At 62.1% G+C, this 14,538-nt stretch carries 13 protein-coding genes; 6 read left to right on the forward strand and 7 right to left on the reverse strand.

The window, feature by feature from the left end:
- Positions 1-313: 313 nt before the first annotated feature.
- The 6 genes from CEW89_RS07600 to CEW89_RS07625 all read left to right on the forward strand — a co-directional run bounded on the left by CEW89_RS07600 (position 314) and on the right by CEW89_RS07625 (position 7,435).
- Positions 314-1,360 carry an ABC transporter ATP-binding protein gene (locus CEW89_RS07600; protein ID WP_096805474.1) on the forward strand — a complete coding sequence of 349 codons (1,047 nt, stop codon included), beginning with the start codon at positions 314-316 and terminating at the stop codon, positions 1,358-1,360.
- Positions 1,350-2,363, forward strand: a complete 1,014-nt coding sequence (locus CEW89_RS07605; RefSeq protein WP_066704159.1) for an ABC transporter ATP-binding protein — start codon at positions 1,350-1,352, stop codon at positions 2,361-2,363. Before CEW89_RS07600 ends, CEW89_RS07605 begins: the two co-directional genes overlap by 11 nt.
- A 45-nt stretch (positions 2,364-2,408) precedes the next feature.
- Entirely contained in the window at positions 2,409-4,121 is a 1,713-nt protein-coding gene (locus CEW89_RS07610; RefSeq protein WP_066704161.1) for a peptide ABC transporter substrate-binding protein, read from the forward strand.
- An 80-nt stretch (positions 4,122-4,201) separates the two neighbouring features.
- Positions 4,202-5,209 (forward strand): ABC transporter permease, encoded by a 1,008-nt coding sequence (locus CEW89_RS07615; RefSeq protein ID WP_096805475.1) that lies wholly within the window; start codon positions 4,202-4,204, stop codon positions 5,207-5,209.
- Positions 5,210-5,221: 12 nt separating this feature from the next.
- Positions 5,222-6,139: an ABC transporter permease gene (locus tag CEW89_RS07620; protein WP_066704167.1), complete on the forward strand. Its 918-nt coding sequence runs from the start codon at positions 5,222-5,224 to the stop codon at positions 6,137-6,139.
- 231 nt (positions 6,140-6,370) lie between these two features.
- Positions 6,371-7,435, forward strand: coding sequence for a YeeE/YedE family protein (locus CEW89_RS07625; RefSeq protein WP_096805476.1), 1,065 nt, complete (start codon positions 6,371-6,373; stop codon positions 7,433-7,435).
- On the opposite strand, the gene CEW89_RS07630 is transcribed toward CEW89_RS07625, so the two are convergent.
- The 7 genes from CEW89_RS07630 to CEW89_RS07660 all read right to left on the reverse strand — a co-directional run bounded on the left by CEW89_RS07630 (position 7,368) and on the right by CEW89_RS07660 (position 14,516).
- A complete protein-coding gene (locus CEW89_RS07630) occupies positions 7,368-8,654 on the reverse strand; it encodes a DUF3422 family protein (RefSeq protein ID WP_096805477.1) in 1,287 nt (428 codons plus the stop codon). The two genes, CEW89_RS07625 and CEW89_RS07630, sit on opposite strands and share 68 nt — an antisense overlap.
- Before the next feature lie 120 nt (positions 8,655-8,774).
- A complete protein-coding gene (locus CEW89_RS07635; protein WP_096805478.1) occupies positions 8,775-9,962 on the reverse strand; it encodes an amidohydrolase in 1,188 nt (395 codons plus the stop codon).
- A gap of 74 nt (positions 9,963-10,036) precedes the next feature.
- The gene (locus tag CEW89_RS07640) at positions 10,037-10,405 is read right to left on the reverse strand and encodes a carboxymuconolactone decarboxylase family protein (RefSeq protein ID WP_096805479.1); all 369 of its coding nucleotides are present in this window, start codon (positions 10,403-10,405) and stop codon (positions 10,037-10,039) included.
- Complete coding sequence (locus CEW89_RS07645) at positions 10,398-10,769, reverse strand: MerR family transcriptional regulator (RefSeq protein ID WP_096805480.1); 372 nt, start codon at positions 10,767-10,769, stop codon at positions 10,398-10,400. Before CEW89_RS07645 ends, CEW89_RS07640 begins: the two co-directional genes overlap by 8 nt.
- A 175-nt stretch (positions 10,770-10,944) precedes the next feature.
- Positions 10,945-12,378 (reverse strand): NAD(P)(+) transhydrogenase (Re/Si-specific) subunit beta, encoded by a 1,434-nt coding sequence (locus tag CEW89_RS07650; RefSeq protein ID WP_066704182.1) that lies wholly within the window; start codon positions 12,376-12,378, stop codon positions 10,945-10,947.
- A gap of 12 nt (positions 12,379-12,390) precedes the next feature.
- Positions 12,391-13,962: a Re/Si-specific NAD(P)(+) transhydrogenase subunit alpha gene (locus CEW89_RS07655; protein ID WP_096805481.1), complete on the reverse strand. Its 1,572-nt coding sequence runs from the start codon at positions 13,960-13,962 to the stop codon at positions 12,391-12,393.
- Positions 13,963-14,072: 110 nt separating this feature from the next.
- Complete coding sequence (locus CEW89_RS07660) at positions 14,073-14,516, reverse strand: methyltransferase family protein (protein ID WP_096805482.1); 444 nt, start codon at positions 14,514-14,516, stop codon at positions 14,073-14,075.
- Positions 14,517-14,538 lie beyond the last annotated feature (22 nt).

The raw sequence follows: 14,538 nt of genomic DNA on the forward strand, positions 1-14,538 counted from the left end.
TGGTCGTCATAAGCACCAGATCTCTGGCTCTCGTCACCCGACGCCTTGGACGCAAACGAGGCAAGGTGCGTTTTGGCACACCCCCCTGATCGCGCCCCATATCGCGGGGCTGGCCCCAAGCGTGATCGCGCTTTGCACAGAGGTCAAGCAGATGTGCCTTACAATTTATCCATTGGTAAAAAAACTTGCACATTCGGGCACCTTGCCCCTTGCGCCCTCGAAAAGAGGTGATACCGTTTTGATCGTACCGACTTCGGACAAACCGGGGCGGAAATATAATAACAAATAAAACCAACAGCTTGGGGGTCACCGCATGGCCGATGGGGCCACACCCGTACTCAATGTCCGGGACCTGAAGACCGTTTTCAAAACGCGGTCAGGGTCCGTTCATGCCGTCAATTCCGTTTCCTTTTCGCTCAACCCCGGTGAATTATTGGGCGTTGTCGGCGAATCCGGCTCCGGCAAGTCCGTGACCATGATGTCGCTGATCGGCCTGATCCCCTCGCCCCCCGCTGAGGTCTCAGGGGGAGGCATAGATTTTGGCGGCATCGACCTTTTGCAAGCCTCCGAGACCGAGCTGCGCGCCATTCGCGGCGCGCGCATCGGCTTTGTGTTTCAGGACCCGATGACCTCGCTCAATCCGGTGTTCACGGTCGGCTACCAGATCATGGAACCGCTGCGCAAACATATGAACATGTCCAAGGCGCAGGCCCGGGTTCGGGCCAAGGAGCTTCTGGAACTGGTCGGCATTCCGGACGCCGAGCGCCGCCTGAGCGATTACCCGCACCAGTTTTCCGGTGGCATGCGGCAACGGGTGATGATCGCCATCGCGCTGGCCTGTGACCCGGAAGTGCTGATCGCGGACGAACCGACCACGGCGCTCGACGTGACCATTCAGGCGCAAATTCTTGAGCTGATGCATGAGCTGCGCGCCAAGCTCGGCATGGCGGTGATCTGGATCACCCACGATCTGGGCGTGATCGCCGGGATCGCCGACCGGGTTCTGGTGATGTATGGCGGGCAGATCGTCGAACACGCCCCCGTGCGCGAGCTGTTCAGACATCCGCGCCATCCTTACACTCGTGCGCTCCTGAAAACCGTGCCCTCGGTGCGCGGCGAGCGAGCGGAGCGGCTTGAGGTGATCGAGGGCCAACCGCCGATCCTGCGCGCGGAACCGTCGAGCTGTTCCTTTGCCGCGCGCTGCCCCTTTGCCTTCGAACGCTGTCTTGCGGAAAATCCGCCGCGCTTTGACATCAGCCCCGGCCATGACGCCGCCTGCTTCTACGATTTCGAGAGCGGCGCGCCACGGGCCTCCGTGCAGGCCACCTCCGTCACCGAGGGAGTGATCCATGCTGGATGACACAAAATCGGACAAGATTCTGGTCGAGGTCCGGGATCTGAAAATGCATTTCCCGATCCATGCCGGCGTGTTGAAAAAGCGCGTGGGCGAGGTCAAGGCTGTCGATGGCATCGGCTTCGACATTTACGAGGGCGAGACGCTCGGGCTTGTGGGCGAGAGCGGCTGTGGCAAATCCACCGCCGGGCGCGCGATCCTGCGGCTCTACGACATCACCGAAGGGTCGATCAAAATCGACGGCCATGAGATCGGCGCAACGCCGCAGCCCGAGTTGCGCAAGATGCGCCCGACCATGCAGATGGTGTTTCAGGACCCGCAGGCCTCGCTCAATCCGCGCATGTCGGTGGCGGCGATCATCGGCGAGCCTCTGGACGAACACACCAAACTCGGCAAGGCAGAGAAGCGCGAAAAGGTGCTGTCCCTGATGGATGCCGTGGGGCTGAACCGCGATTTCGCCAACCGCTATCCGCATGAATTCTCCGGCGGTCAGCGCCAGAGGATCGGCATCGCCCGGGCGCTGGCGCTCAATCCGAAATTCATCGTCTGCGACGAACCGATCGCGGCACTCGATGTGTCGATTCAGGCGCAGGTGGTGAACCTGCTGGAGGATTTGCAGGAAGAATTCGGCCTGACCTACCTGTTCATCTCCCACGACCTGTCGATGGTGCGCCATATCGCGGACCGTGTGGCCGTCATGTATCTCGGGCGGATCGTCGAACTGGCCAGCCGCGAGACGCTGTTCGCCGATCCGAAACATCCCTATACGCAGGCGCTTCTGTCCGCCGTGCCCGAGCCCGATCCCTGGCTTGAGGAAAAGGTGGAGCGCATTCTGCTTGAGGGCGACGTTCCTTCGCCGTCGAACCCGCCGAAGGGCTGCAATTTCTGCACCCGCTGCCCGCAGGTCATGGAGATCTGCCGCGAGATCGACCCGCTGGGTCAGGAGATCGCCCCCGGTCATCAGGTGGCCTGCCACCTGTACAAGGACACCGAAGAGAGCGCCGCCTAAGGCGCCGGTTTCGAGGCCAAGAGCATCCAACAAGGAGAGGTTACAATGAAGATCAAGACTGCCCTGAAGGGCACCGTTCTGGGGGCCGTCACCGGGCTCGCCATGGCCCCGGCCGCGTTCGCGGAACGTGGCGCCGACGGCCATGTGAACATCATCTACTGGCAAGCGCCCTCGACCATGAACCCCTATCTGTCGGGCGGCACTAAGGAGCTCGAAGTCGGTTCCCTCGTGCTCGAACCGCTGGCGCGTTACGATGCCGAGGGCAATATGGTGCCCTTCCTCGCCGAAACCGTGCCGACCGTGGAAAACGGTGGTGTCTCCGAGGATCTGATGAATGTCACCTGGAAACTCAAGCCCGGCCTGCTCTGGTCCGATGGCAAGCCTCTGACCTCCGAGGATGTGCGCTTTACCTGGGAATACTGCACCTCCGAGGGCGGTGGCTGTTCCCAGTCCGAGAAATACAATGATGTCGCCGACGTGGAAATCGTCGACGATCTGACCGTGATCGTGCATTTCAGCGTGCCCAAGCCCTTCCCCTACGGGCCCTTCGTCGGCAACCAGGCCCCGATCATCCAGAAGGCGCAATTCGCCGACTGTACCGGTGAAGCCATGGCGTCCTGCACCGATCAGAACTTTGCGCCGATCGGCACCGGCCCCTTCGTGGTGGACGAATTCAAGACCAACGACGTGGTTTCCATGTCCGCCAACCCGAACTACCGCGACCCGAACAAACCGGCCTTCGCGACCGCGACCGTCAAGGGCGGCGGCGATGCGGCGGCGGCGGGTCGTTCCGTGCTCGAGACCGGCGAATTCGATTACGCCTGGAACCTGCAACTCTCCCCCGAAGTGCTGGCCGATATGGAAAGCAAGGGCAAGGGCAAGCTCGTCTCCGCCTTCGGCACCCTCGTCGAGCGCATCATGGTGAACTACACCGATCCCGATCCGGCACTCGGTGACGAGCGCGCCACCGCGGCGCATCCGCACCCGATCCTGTCGGACAAAGCCGTGCGTCAGGCGCTGTCCATGGCGATCGACCGCGAGCTTCTGGTGGAAATCGGCTACGGTGCGGCGGGCAAGGTGACCTGCAACGTGCTGCCGGCCCCCGCGATCTACGCCTCCACCGCCAATGACGCCTGCATGGTGCAGGACATCGAAGGCGCGAAGGCACTGCTCGAAGCCGATGGCTGGATCATGGGCTCCGACGGCATCCGCGAGAAGGACGGCAAGAAACTGTCGCTGCTGTTCCAAAGCTCGACCAACGCCGTGCGTCAGGATTTCCAGGCGATCATCAAGCAATGGTGGAACGAGATCGGCGTCGAAGTCGAACTGCGCAACATCGACAGCTCCGTGTTCTTCGGTGGCGACGCGGGTTCCCCGGACACCTTCCAGAAGTTCTTTGCGGACGTGGAAATGTACGCCAACAACTTCGACGGCACCGACCCGGAAGCCTATATGGCCAACTGGGAATGCAAACAGGCGCCGCGCCCGGAAACCCAATGGCAGGGCAACAACATGCCGCGCTATTGCACCGAGGAATATGACGCCCTCGTGGCCGAAATGGCCAAGACCGGCGATCTGACCAAACGTGCCGAGCTGGCGAAAGCCATGAACGACATGCTGATGCAGGACTATGCGGTCATCCCGCTGGTCTATCGCGGTCGTGTCTCCGCCGCCTCCAATACGTTGGGCGGGGTCGAAATCAACGCATGGGATTCCGAACTCTGGAATGCCGCCGACTGGTATCGCATCAAAGAGTGATCTCTCTTCGGGCGCCCCTCCCCGCGTGGCGGGGCGCCCTTCTTTCCGACACGACAAAGACCTGAACCGAGGCGTCGCCCATGCTCCACTACACGATCCGTCGTTTACTTCTCGCCATCCCGACGCTTCTGTTCATCTCTCTGGTGATCTTCCTGCTCTTGGATCTCGCCCCCGGCGATCCGATGGCCTCCATCCCCCTCACCGTGCCGCCTGAGGTCAAGGAGCGCATGCGCGAGGCGCTGGGGCTTGGCGAACCGGTGCATATCCGCTTCCTGAACTGGCTCTACCAGTTCTTCATCGTCGAGCCGCAGGTCGCCTGGGACCACATCTTCGGCACGGATTTTTCCGAGGGCAAACAGCGCATCATCTCCTTCCAGTCCCGCTCGCCTGTGATGACGGTCGTGGCCGAACGCATGCCGCAGACGCTTTGGGTCGTGGGCCTCTCCTATGTCTTCGCCACGCTCATCGCCGTGCCGATCGGGATCGTCTCCGCCTATCGGCAATATTCCTGGTTCGACCAGCTCGGCACCTTCGTGTCGATGATCGGCTTCTCCATCCCCACCTTCTTCTCCGGTGTGCTTCTGATCGTGATCTTCTCCGTCACGCTGGGCTGGTTCCCCTCGATCTACGACACCACCCACAAGGTCACCGACTGGCCCTCTTTCCTCTTCCAGATCAAACAGATGGCCATGCCGGTCTTCGTCCTGACGCTCTATAATGCCGCGCAGGTCAGCCGCTTCATGCGCGCCTCCATGCTCGACAACCTCAATCAGGATTACGTCCGCACCGCCCGCGCCAAGGGCATGTCAGAGAAAGTCGTCGTCCTGCTGCATGTGCTGCGCAATTCGATGATCCCGGTGGTCACCGTGATCGCGCTCGGCGTGCCGTCCATCTTCGGCGGTGCGATCATCACCGAGCAGGTGTTTCAGGTGAACGGCCTCGGCCAGATGCTGATCACCGCGATCTACGCCTCCGACGCGCCGATGGTCCAGACCCTGACCTTCATCTTCGCCGTGCTCATCGTTCTCTTCAACCTCATCGCGGACATCCTCTACGGCATTCTCGATCCGCGCATCCGCTACGATTAAGGGAGGTTGATCATGACCGACGCAACCGTGACCACCACCGTGAAACCCAAAGCCCCCCGCAATCAGTGGTGGGACGTCTGGGACCAGTTCAAGACCCACAAGGGCGCCATGGCGGGGCTGATCTTCTTCGTCTTCATCGTCGCCGCCGTCTATCTCGGTCCGCTCGTCTGGACCGTCGACCCGACCTATATTGACTTCCGCGCCCGCAATCAGGGGCCCTCTCTGGCGCATCCTTTCGGCGCCGACCAGCTCGGGCGTGACATCCTCTCCCGGATGCTGGCGGGCGGACAGGTGTCGATCTCCGTCGGCCTCACCGCCATGATCCTGTCGCTCGTGCTCGGCACCTTCGTCGGTGTTCTGGCGGGCTACTGGAAGCGGCTCGACGGCCTTTTGATGCGTCTCACCGACCTGTTCCTCGCCCTGCCTCTGCTGCCACTTCTGATGGTGATCATCATGCTGTTCCGCGATCCGCTGCGGGCGCTACTTGGGCTTGAGGCCGGGATTTTCGCGCTGATCGTCTTCGTCATCGGCATCACAAGCTGGATGCAGACAGCCCGGATCGTGCGCGGCGACGTACTGGCGCTCAAGGAACGCGAATACGTTCTGGCCGCCCGCTCCATCGGCACGCCCTCGCGCCGCGTGGTGCTGCGGCACATCCTGCCGAACATCATGTCGCCGATCATGGTTTCGGCCACTTTGGGCATCGCCAACGCGATCATCACGGAGAGCGCGCTGTCCTTTCTGGGTCTCGGCTTCCCTCCGGATTACCCGACATGGGGTCGCCTGCTGTTCGATGCGAAAGACATGATCCAGCAATACCCCGAACGCGTCATCTGGCCGGGTCTGGCGATCTCGCTCACCGTTCTTGCCGTGAATTACATCGGCGACGGGCTACGCGACGCCTTGGACCCGCGCATTCGCGGTCGGTAATCAACACCGATAGGCCACACCGCAAAATAAAAACAACAAACGCGCCGCTCCCCCGGCGCGTTTTCCTTTGTTTGCCCATCCTGCACCTCTCCCCCGACAGAGTTCCATACGCGCGCCTTATCGAAGAACATTATTCTACCAAAAGGCCCGACCGCCACTCATCCAAGGATTGCATGCCGCCTCATTTCCCGCCTATGCGGAACGAAATTCCACTTCTCAGAAAGAAGCGACATGTATGAGTCCCTCGGACTTGACCTCTCCCCGCGTCTGGCCTCGGTGATCCTTGGCCTTGTGATCGGTGTGCTGTTCGGCGCACTGGCCGAGGTCTCGCGCTTCTGTTTCCGCCGCGCCGTCGCCGGTCCGCGCTCTGAGCGTGGCGCCGCCGCAGGCGTCTGGCTTGCCGCCCTCGCGACCGCCGTGATCGGCACCCAAATCGCCGTGGCCAAGGGGCTGATCTCCTTTGCCGATCACCGCTTCCTCGCCCCCGATCTGCCCTGGCTTGCCGTCCTCACCGGCGGTCTGATGTTCGGCGCGGGCATGGTCCTGACTCGCGGCTGTGTCTCCCGCCTTACCGTGCTTTCCGGCTCCGGCAACCTCCGCGCGGCGCTCGTGCTCGTGGTCTTCGCCGTGGTGGCCCATGCGACGCTCAAAGGCGTTCTGGCCCCTCTCCGCACCGCGTTCGGCAGCGTCACGCTATCCCTTGGCAACGCCGCCCTCCCCGGCCCGGCCCTCCTCTGGACGGCCCTGATCGCCGGCACCGCCGCCCTCGTCGCATGGAAATACGCCGCCTCCGGGCGCGATCTGATCCTCGGCGCGCTGATCGGCCTTCTGGTCCCTGCCGCATGGGTCGGCACCGGCTTTGTCCTGTTCGACGAATTTGACCCGATCGCGATGGAAAGCCTGTCCTTCACCTCGCCCGCGGCCGAGACCCTGTTCTGGTCCGTCGCTGCCTCTTCCATTCCCGCAGGGTTTGGCACCGGCCTCATCGGCGGTGTCATTCTGGGGGCTCTCATCTCGTCGCGGTTGTCTGACCGCTTCCGCTGGCAGAGTTTCGAGAGCCCCCGTCAAACCGGGCGTTACATGGCAGGTGCCGCGCTCATGGGCGTGGGCGGTGTGCTCGCGGGCGGTTGCACCGTCGGCGCAGGTCTTGCCGGTGTACCGAGCCTGTCGCTGGCCGCAACGCTGGCCCTCGTGTCCATCGCTCTGGGCGGCACGCTCGCCACCTGGCTCATCCGAGATGATGCTTCTTTATCCGCCGCAGGCCAAGCCAGACCGCGAGGACAACCAGCGGAGTGAGCAGCGCCAGCGCCAACCCCTTGGACAGCCCCAGCGGTTCGAGCACCGGATAGATCAGATAGCCCGCAAGGCTCACCGCATAATAGCTGATCGCCACCACCGACAGCCCTTCCACCGTCTCTTGCAGCCGAAGTTGCAGGTCCGCACGCTTATCCATGCTTTCCAAAAGCTTCTGGTTCTGCGCCTGACGGCTCACATCCACCTTGGTTCTGAGCAGGTTTGCCGCCCGCGCCGTGCGTTCGGCAAGATTCTCAAGCTGCGTCTTCGCCGCCGCAACCGTGCGCATCGCCGGATCGTACCGCCGCATCATGAATTCGCTGAACAATTGACGCGCCTGGAAGCGGCTCTCGCGCAGCACTTCAATCCGCTGTGTCACGATCGCCTCATAGGCGCCGGTCGCGCCAAACCGGAAATTGCTGCGCGTCACGATGCCCTCGATCCGGGTCGACAGCCCGAGAATATCCTCAAGCATCTCCTCGGCGGGCACATCGCCCTTGGAGGTCAGTGTCGCCATCAACTCCGCAAGTTCCTTTTCAATGTCCGCCAGTTCACGCACCACCTTGCGCGCCTGCACAAGGCCCAGCATCGACATCGCCTTGTAGGTCTCGATCTCGCAAAGCCGCTGAAGCACCCGGCCAATCCGGCGCTGCCCGCAATCGGCGCAAGGGAAGATCGCAAAGCGCATATGCCCCGCCTCGTCGATGCGGAAATCCCCCGCAACCACCATCGCCCCGTCAAGGACGCGGGCGACGGCCAGGCTTTCGCGCTCGAACCACGCGTTGACCCGCTCGACAATGGCCTGATCCTCTTCCACCGTTTCGACCCGGATCAACGCCGAGGTGATCCGCTGCCCCGGCGCGGCATCGAGCCAGTCTTCCGGGAAAAGATCGAAGGTGTTCTTGTCAAAGGCCCGCTCCGCCACCCCTTCGGCGAAAATCGTGTAGGTCACGAATTCCGTGTGGCTTTCCCATTTCAGACGATATTTGCCCAGCGGCCCGATGTAATGCGTCGCCCCCGGCGCCGGATGCGCCGCCCCGTAGCGATCCAGAAGCGCCAGCAAATGCGCCCGGTCGAGATCCCGATCCCGCCGCGCCGCATCGCCTGCAGCCCGGATCGCCAGATAGGCGGCACGCGCATTGGTCGTCACTTCGGGGAAAGGACGGGCGTGCAGTTCATTGGCCAGTTCATAGCGGCGCGGGTGATCTTGCAAAGGGGCCATGGCAGTCTCTGAGAAATATTATGTCTCTCGCCTATAGCCTGCCCGCCCCACCCGAGGCAAATTAAAAATTCATTCTTTATCAGTCACTTATATGGATGCGATGGTATACCGCAGCCGATCTCATCCAAGTTCCTCGGCCACGACATTCATCCAGAAGGCCACACCGATGGGAATGAGTTCGTCGTTGAAATCGAATTTCGGCGTATGGACAAAAGCCGCCCCTGGTCCGTCGCCATTGCCGATCGACACGTAAGCGCCGGGAATCTTTTCCAGATAATAGGCGAAATCCTCGCTGGCCCCGATCGCGGAGGCTTTGGTGTCGGTCAGTGCCGCCCCGGCCCCCGCCGTATGGGCACGCCCGGCCACCGCCACCTCGTCCGCGCTGTTCACAAGCGGCGGATAGCCCCGGTCGATCTCCACCTTCGCCGTCACATTATTGGCCATGGCACATCCCTCGGCCAACCGCGTGAGTTCCGTCATCAGCGCCTCACGCACCTCGGGGCGGTAGCTCCGCGCCGTGCCAGCCACAAGCACCTTCGCCGGGATGATATTCGGACTTTGCCGTTCTCCCCCCGCGACATGACCGATGGAGATCACCGCCCAATCCGTCAGATCCACCTTGCGCGAGACAATATTGCCGACAGCAGCCATGAACTGCCCCGCCGCCACGGTCGGGTCCGTCCCTTTGTGCGGCGAAGCGCCATGGCCCCCAGTGCCCTCGAACGTCACCTCCCAATCGTCGCAGGCCGACGTGTAGGGCCCGACCCGCGTGGTCATCCGCCCCAGCGGGTCCATCGGCCCGTTGTGGACCCCGTAGATCGCATCGGTCGGGAAAAGCTCGAACAAGCCGTCCTTGATCATCTCATTGGCCCCACCGCCGCCCTCTTCGGCAGGCTGAAACACGAAGCGCACCGTGCCCGCGAAATCCGGGTCGGCGGCGAGTTTTTCCGCAGCGGCCAAAAGCATCGTCGTGTGCCCGTCATGGCCACAGGCATGCATCTTGCCAGGCACCGTCGAGCTATAGGGCACGCCCGTATCCTCGGTGATATGGAGCGCGTCCATATCGGCCCTGAGCGCAATCGCCTTTTGCCCCGGACGCTTGCCCTTGAGCGTCCCCACGACGCCGGTCTTGCCAAGCCCCCGATGCACCTCGATCCCCAGCCCTTCGAGAAACTCCGCCACAATCGCGGAAGTCCGCACCTCTTCGAATGACGTCTCCGGATGGGCGTGAATATCGCGCCGGATCGCGGTCATCTTCTCGATGAACGCGGTATCTGCGGCAATCTCTTCGGGGGTCGTATGTTTCATGCTGGGGGCTCCTTTGGCCCGAGCATGGCAACTTGCGGCGCGGATGAAAAGCCCCGCCGCAAGCCCTTTTAGTCTCAGGCGGCAAACACCTCCTGCGCCGCGTTCAGCCCGTTGATCGCGGCGGGCATCCCGGCATAAAGCGCCATTTGCCAGATCACTTCCGCGATCTCCACCTCGCTCGCCCCCGCCGCCATGGCGTGTTCGATGTTGATCTTGAGCTGCGGCGCGGTGCCGCCGCCCAAGGCGGTCAGGGCGGCCACCGTGCACAACTGGCGGGTCTTCAAATCCACCCCTTCGCGGGCATATTGCCGCCCGTAAGCCCATTCGATCAGCGTTTCCGCCATGTCGGGCACGATCCCGTCGTAGCGCTCCGACAGGATGGTCTCCAGATCGGGGTTCAGTGTCTTGATGACCCCACGGCCCTTTTGCAATGCGTCAGACATCGGTGTTTTCCTCTGCTTCAAGCTGTTCGTAAATCGCGACCTTGCGATCCATGAGGGCAAGCGTGTCCTGCATCAGCGCCAGCTTTGTGCGGATCACCTCGCGATGCGCCGCCAACATCTCGCGCCGCGTCGTATAGGTCTCCGCGCCCTGCCGTCTGAGTTCGGCGTAACGTACCCGCTCCGCCTGCGGCATGCCGGTGGCGTTCAGTTGGCCGAGAAAGGCGATCCAACCGATCACCTCCTCCGGGTAATCGCGCCGCCCCGCCCCGTCGCGCGGCGGCGGGTCGATCAGACCGATCTTCTCATAGAACCTGAGCGTATCAATGCTCAGCCCGGTGGCCTTCGAGACCGCAGAAATCTTCATCTTGCCCTCATGCATTCAAGGTCAAAACAGAGCCTAGGGGCTGGAGCATACTCCAGCTCAAGCGCTTTCCCCTACGCATTGCCGCAACCGCGCTGTGCGTTTCCTTTGTGCCCCAAATACTCAAAAGAAAAAGGGCGACCCTTGGGCCGCCCTCTCTGTCTTCTGTCTGTCCCGATCAGTCGATCTTCGGAAGCAACTCGCCGATGGAGTGTTTCGCATCGCCGTAATACATCCGCGTGTTGTCCTTGTAGAACAGCGGGTTCTCGATGCCCGAGTAGCCGGTGCCCTGACCGCGTTTCGACACGAAAACCTGTTTCGCCTTCCACACTTCGAGAACCGGCATGCCCGCGATGGGGGAGTTCGGATCTTCCTGTGCCGCCGGGTTCACGATGTCGTTCGAGCCGATCACGATCACCACGTCGGTGTCCGGGAAGTCCTCGTTGATCTCGTCCATCTCAAGCACGATGTCGTAGGGCACTTTCGCCTCGGCCAGAAGCACGTTCATGTGCCCCGGAAGACGACCCGCCACCGGGTGAATGGCGAAGCGGACGTTCTTGCCCTGCGCCCGCAGCTTGCGGGTCAGTTCGGCCACGTTCTGCTGCGCCTGCGCCACCGCCATGCCGTAGCCCGGCACGATGATGATGCTGTCGGCCTCGTTCAGAGCCGCCGCCACGCCGTCGACGTCGATCGCGACCTGTTCGCCCTCGACCTCCATCGCCGGACCCGTGGTGCCGCCGAAGCCGCCCAGAATGACCGAGATGAAGCTGCGGTTCATCGCCTTACACATGATGTAAGACAGGATCGCACCCGAAGACCCGACCAGCGCGCCGACCACGATCAGAAGATCGTTGCCCAGCGAGAAACCGATCGCCGCCGCGGCCCAGCCCGAGTAGGAGTTGAGCATGGACACCACGACCGGCATATCCGCGCCGCCGATGCCCATGATCAGGTGGTAGCCGATGAAGAAGGCCAGAAGCGTCATCAGAACCAGCGTCCAGCCGCCCGCACCGTTCATGTAGAGAAGCAGCAGGATGACGGAGAGGATCGCAGCACCTGCGTTCAGCGCATGACCTCCCGGCAGTTTGGTGGCTTTCGAGGTCAGCTTGCCCGCAAGCTTGCCAAAGGCCACCACGGAGCCGGTGAAGGTCACCGCCCCGATGAACACGCCAAGGAACAGCTCGACCTTGAGGATGTTCAGCTCCACCGGCGTCTTATGCGCCACAACTGCGGCAAAGCCTTCGAGCAGATGCTTTTGATCGGCGGTCATCGCGGCGATGCGCGCGGCTTCGATATGGGTGTTGAACCCCACGAAGACGGCGGCCAGACCCACAAGGGAGTGCATCGCGGCCACAAGCTGCGGCATCTCGGTCATCTCGACCTTTTTCGCCACGTACCAGCCGATCACGCCCCCCGCCGCGATCAGGATCGCGGAGAGCACCCAAAGGCCGGCACCCGGCCCGATCAGGGTCGCGAACACGGCCAGAGCCATGCCGACAATGCCGTACCAGACGGCGCGTTTCGCACTTTCCTGTCCCGAGAGACCGCCAAGCGCGAGAATGAAGAGAACGGCAGCGACCACATAGGCCGCAGTGGTAAATCCGTAGTCCATAATCTCTCTCCCTTACGATTTCTGGAACATGGCGAGCATGCGCCGCGTGACAAGGAAGCCGCCGAAGATGTTGATCCCGGCCATAAAGACCGAAAGCGCGGCGAGAAGGATCACAAGCCAGGAGCCGGAGCCGATCTGCATCAGCGCCCCCAGAATGATGATCGAGGAGATCGCGTTGGTCACCGCCATCAAGGGCGTGTGCAGCGAATGCGACACGTTCCAGATCACCTGGAAGCCGATGAAGACCGAGAGCACGAAGACGATGAAGTGCTGCATGAAGGAAGCAGGTGCCACAAGACCCACGCCCAGAAGCAGGATCGCCCCCACGGCGATCAACGTCACCTGATTGCGGGTCTGTTTCTTGAACGCGGCCACTTCTGCGGCACGTTTTTCCTCCGGCGTCAGTTCCTTGACCTTTTCCTTCGGTTTCGCGGCAATCGCAGCCACTTTCGGCGGCGGCGGCGGGAAGGTGATCGCGTGATCATAGGTCACGGTCGCGCCGCGGATCACGTCGTCTTCCATGTTGTGCACGAGCTTGCCGTCTTTCTCCGGCGTCAGGTCGGTCATCATGTGACGGATGTTCGTCGCGTAAAGCGTCGAGGCCTGAGTCGCCATACGGGACGGAAAATCGGTGTAACCGATGATCACCACGCCATTGTCGGTGACGACGCGCTCGTCCTTCATCGTGCCCTCGACGTTGCCGCCACGCTCGGCGGCGAGATCGACGATCACGGAGCCGGGCTTCATCGCCTCGACCATGTCCTTGGTCCACAGGACCGGCGCCGGACGGTTCGGGATCAGCGCAGTGGTGATCACGATGTCCATCTCGGGGGCCAGTTCACGGAACTTGGCGAGCTGGGCGTTGCGGAATTCCTCGGACTGCACGGAGGCGTAACCACCAGTGGCGGAGCCGTCCTGCTGTTCTTCCTCGAAATCGAGATAGACGAATTCGGCGCCCATGGATTCGACCTGTTCGGCCACTTCCGGCCGGACGTCGAACGCATAGGTGATCGCGCCCAGCGAGGTGGAGGTGCCGATGGCGGCGAGACCGGCCACACCGGCGCCAACGATCAGCACTTTCGCGGGCGGCACCTTACCGGCGGCGGTCACCTGACCGGTGAAAAACCGGCCAAAGTTGTTGCCCGCCTCGATCACGGCGCGATAGCCCGCGATGTTCGCCATCGACGACAGCGCGTCCATCTTCTGCGCGCGCGAAATCCGCGGCACCATTTCCATGGCGATGACGTTCGCACCCGTCTCTTTCGCCTTTTCCATGCCCTCGGCATTGCCGCCCGGGTTGAAGAACGAAATGAGCGTCTGGCCTTCGCGCAGATAGCCCATCTCGGTCTCGTCCGGCTGACGCACCTTGGCGACGATGTCACAGGCATCCCAGAGCGCTTTCGCCCCCTCGATCACCTCGACACCGGCCTCTGCATAGACCTTGTCGGAGAACCCGGCGGCGGCACCCGCCCCGGCTTCGATTGCGCAGTCATAGCCAAGCTTTTGCAGTTGCTTGGCACTCTCAGGCGTCAACGCGACACGCGCCTCGCCCTCGAACACTTCCTTAGGAACACCGAATTTCACGTGTTGATCCTCTTTTTCCCCAGTCTTCAATCGCTGGCACCTTCCTTACCCAATCGCGGCAATGCAGCGCAACATTATTGCGCAAACATTGCCGAAACTGTGACGGGAGGTCACAGCCAACGCCGTGTCTTTTTCGCCCAGGTTTGAAACTCTTCCGAAAATTTCGTCCCGAGCCATGCTTCTTCCTCGGCTATGAACCGGCTCTGGATCACCGCCATGAAAACGGGAACCAAAACCACCCCTGCCGGGCTGCCGAACAGTAAAGCAAAGCCAGCAAGTGTAAAGGCATCGCCGAGGTAAATCGGGTTTCTTGTCAGGCGAAAGACCCCGTCGGTGACAATATCGGACGGGATGCGGTGCGGCACCACGGTGGTGTGATGCCGCCACATCGCGAAGGCCGCCAACGCCATGAGGCCCAGCCCGAGGGCGATCAGAACCCCGCCCAGAGCCTTCAGCCAGAGCGGCAGCGCAATTGTCAGGCCGACCTGCGCCAAAGCCCATGTCAGCCCGATGAAGCCCAGCAACCAGATCGGCGGATAATCGAGATATTTCATCGCAAACGCATCGCCTTTTTCG

Source organism: Celeribacter ethanolicus, from assembly GCF_002407265.1.
In the GTDB taxonomy this organism is placed as follows: domain Bacteria; phylum Pseudomonadota; class Alphaproteobacteria; order Rhodobacterales; family Rhodobacteraceae; genus Celeribacter; species Celeribacter ethanolicus.

Excerpts from the sequence above, each read along its gene's own strand:
- CEW89_RS07605 (WP_066704159.1), top strand. The coding sequence starts at position 1,350 with ATGCTGGATGACACAAAATCGGACAAGATTCTGGTCGAGGTCCGGGAT.
- CEW89_RS07640 (WP_096805479.1), bottom strand. The coding sequence starts at position 10,405 with ATGTCTGACGCATTGCAAAAGGGCCGTGGGGTCATCAAGACACTGAAC.
- CEW89_RS07610 (WP_066704161.1), top strand. The coding sequence starts at position 2,409 with ATGAAGATCAAGACTGCCCTGAAGGGCACCGTTCTGGGGGCCGTCACC.
- CEW89_RS07600 (WP_096805474.1), top strand. The coding sequence starts at position 314 with ATGGCCGATGGGGCCACACCCGTACTCAATGTCCGGGACCTGAAGACC.
- CEW89_RS07630 (WP_096805477.1), bottom strand. The coding sequence starts at position 8,654 with ATGGCCCCTTTGCAAGATCACCCGCGCCGCTATGAACTGGCCAATGAA.
- CEW89_RS07615 (WP_096805475.1), top strand. The coding sequence starts at position 4,202 with ATGCTCCACTACACGATCCGTCGTTTACTTCTCGCCATCCCGACGCTT.
- CEW89_RS07635 (WP_096805478.1), bottom strand. The coding sequence starts at position 9,962 with ATGAAACATACGACCCCCGAAGAGATTGCCGCAGATACCGCGTTCATC.
- CEW89_RS07620 (WP_066704167.1), top strand. The coding sequence starts at position 5,222 with ATGACCGACGCAACCGTGACCACCACCGTGAAACCCAAAGCCCCCCGC.
- CEW89_RS07650 (WP_066704182.1), bottom strand. The coding sequence starts at position 12,378 with ATGGACTACGGATTTACCACTGCGGCCTATGTGGTCGCTGCCGTTCTC.
- CEW89_RS07645 (WP_096805480.1), bottom strand. The coding sequence starts at position 10,769 with ATGAAGATTTCTGCGGTCTCGAAGGCCACCGGGCTGAGCATTGATACG.
- CEW89_RS07625 (WP_096805476.1), top strand. The coding sequence starts at position 6,371 with ATGTATGAGTCCCTCGGACTTGACCTCTCCCCGCGTCTGGCCTCGGTG.
- CEW89_RS07660 (WP_096805482.1), bottom strand. The coding sequence starts at position 14,516 with ATGAAATATCTCGATTATCCGCCGATCTGGTTGCTGGGCTTCATCGGG.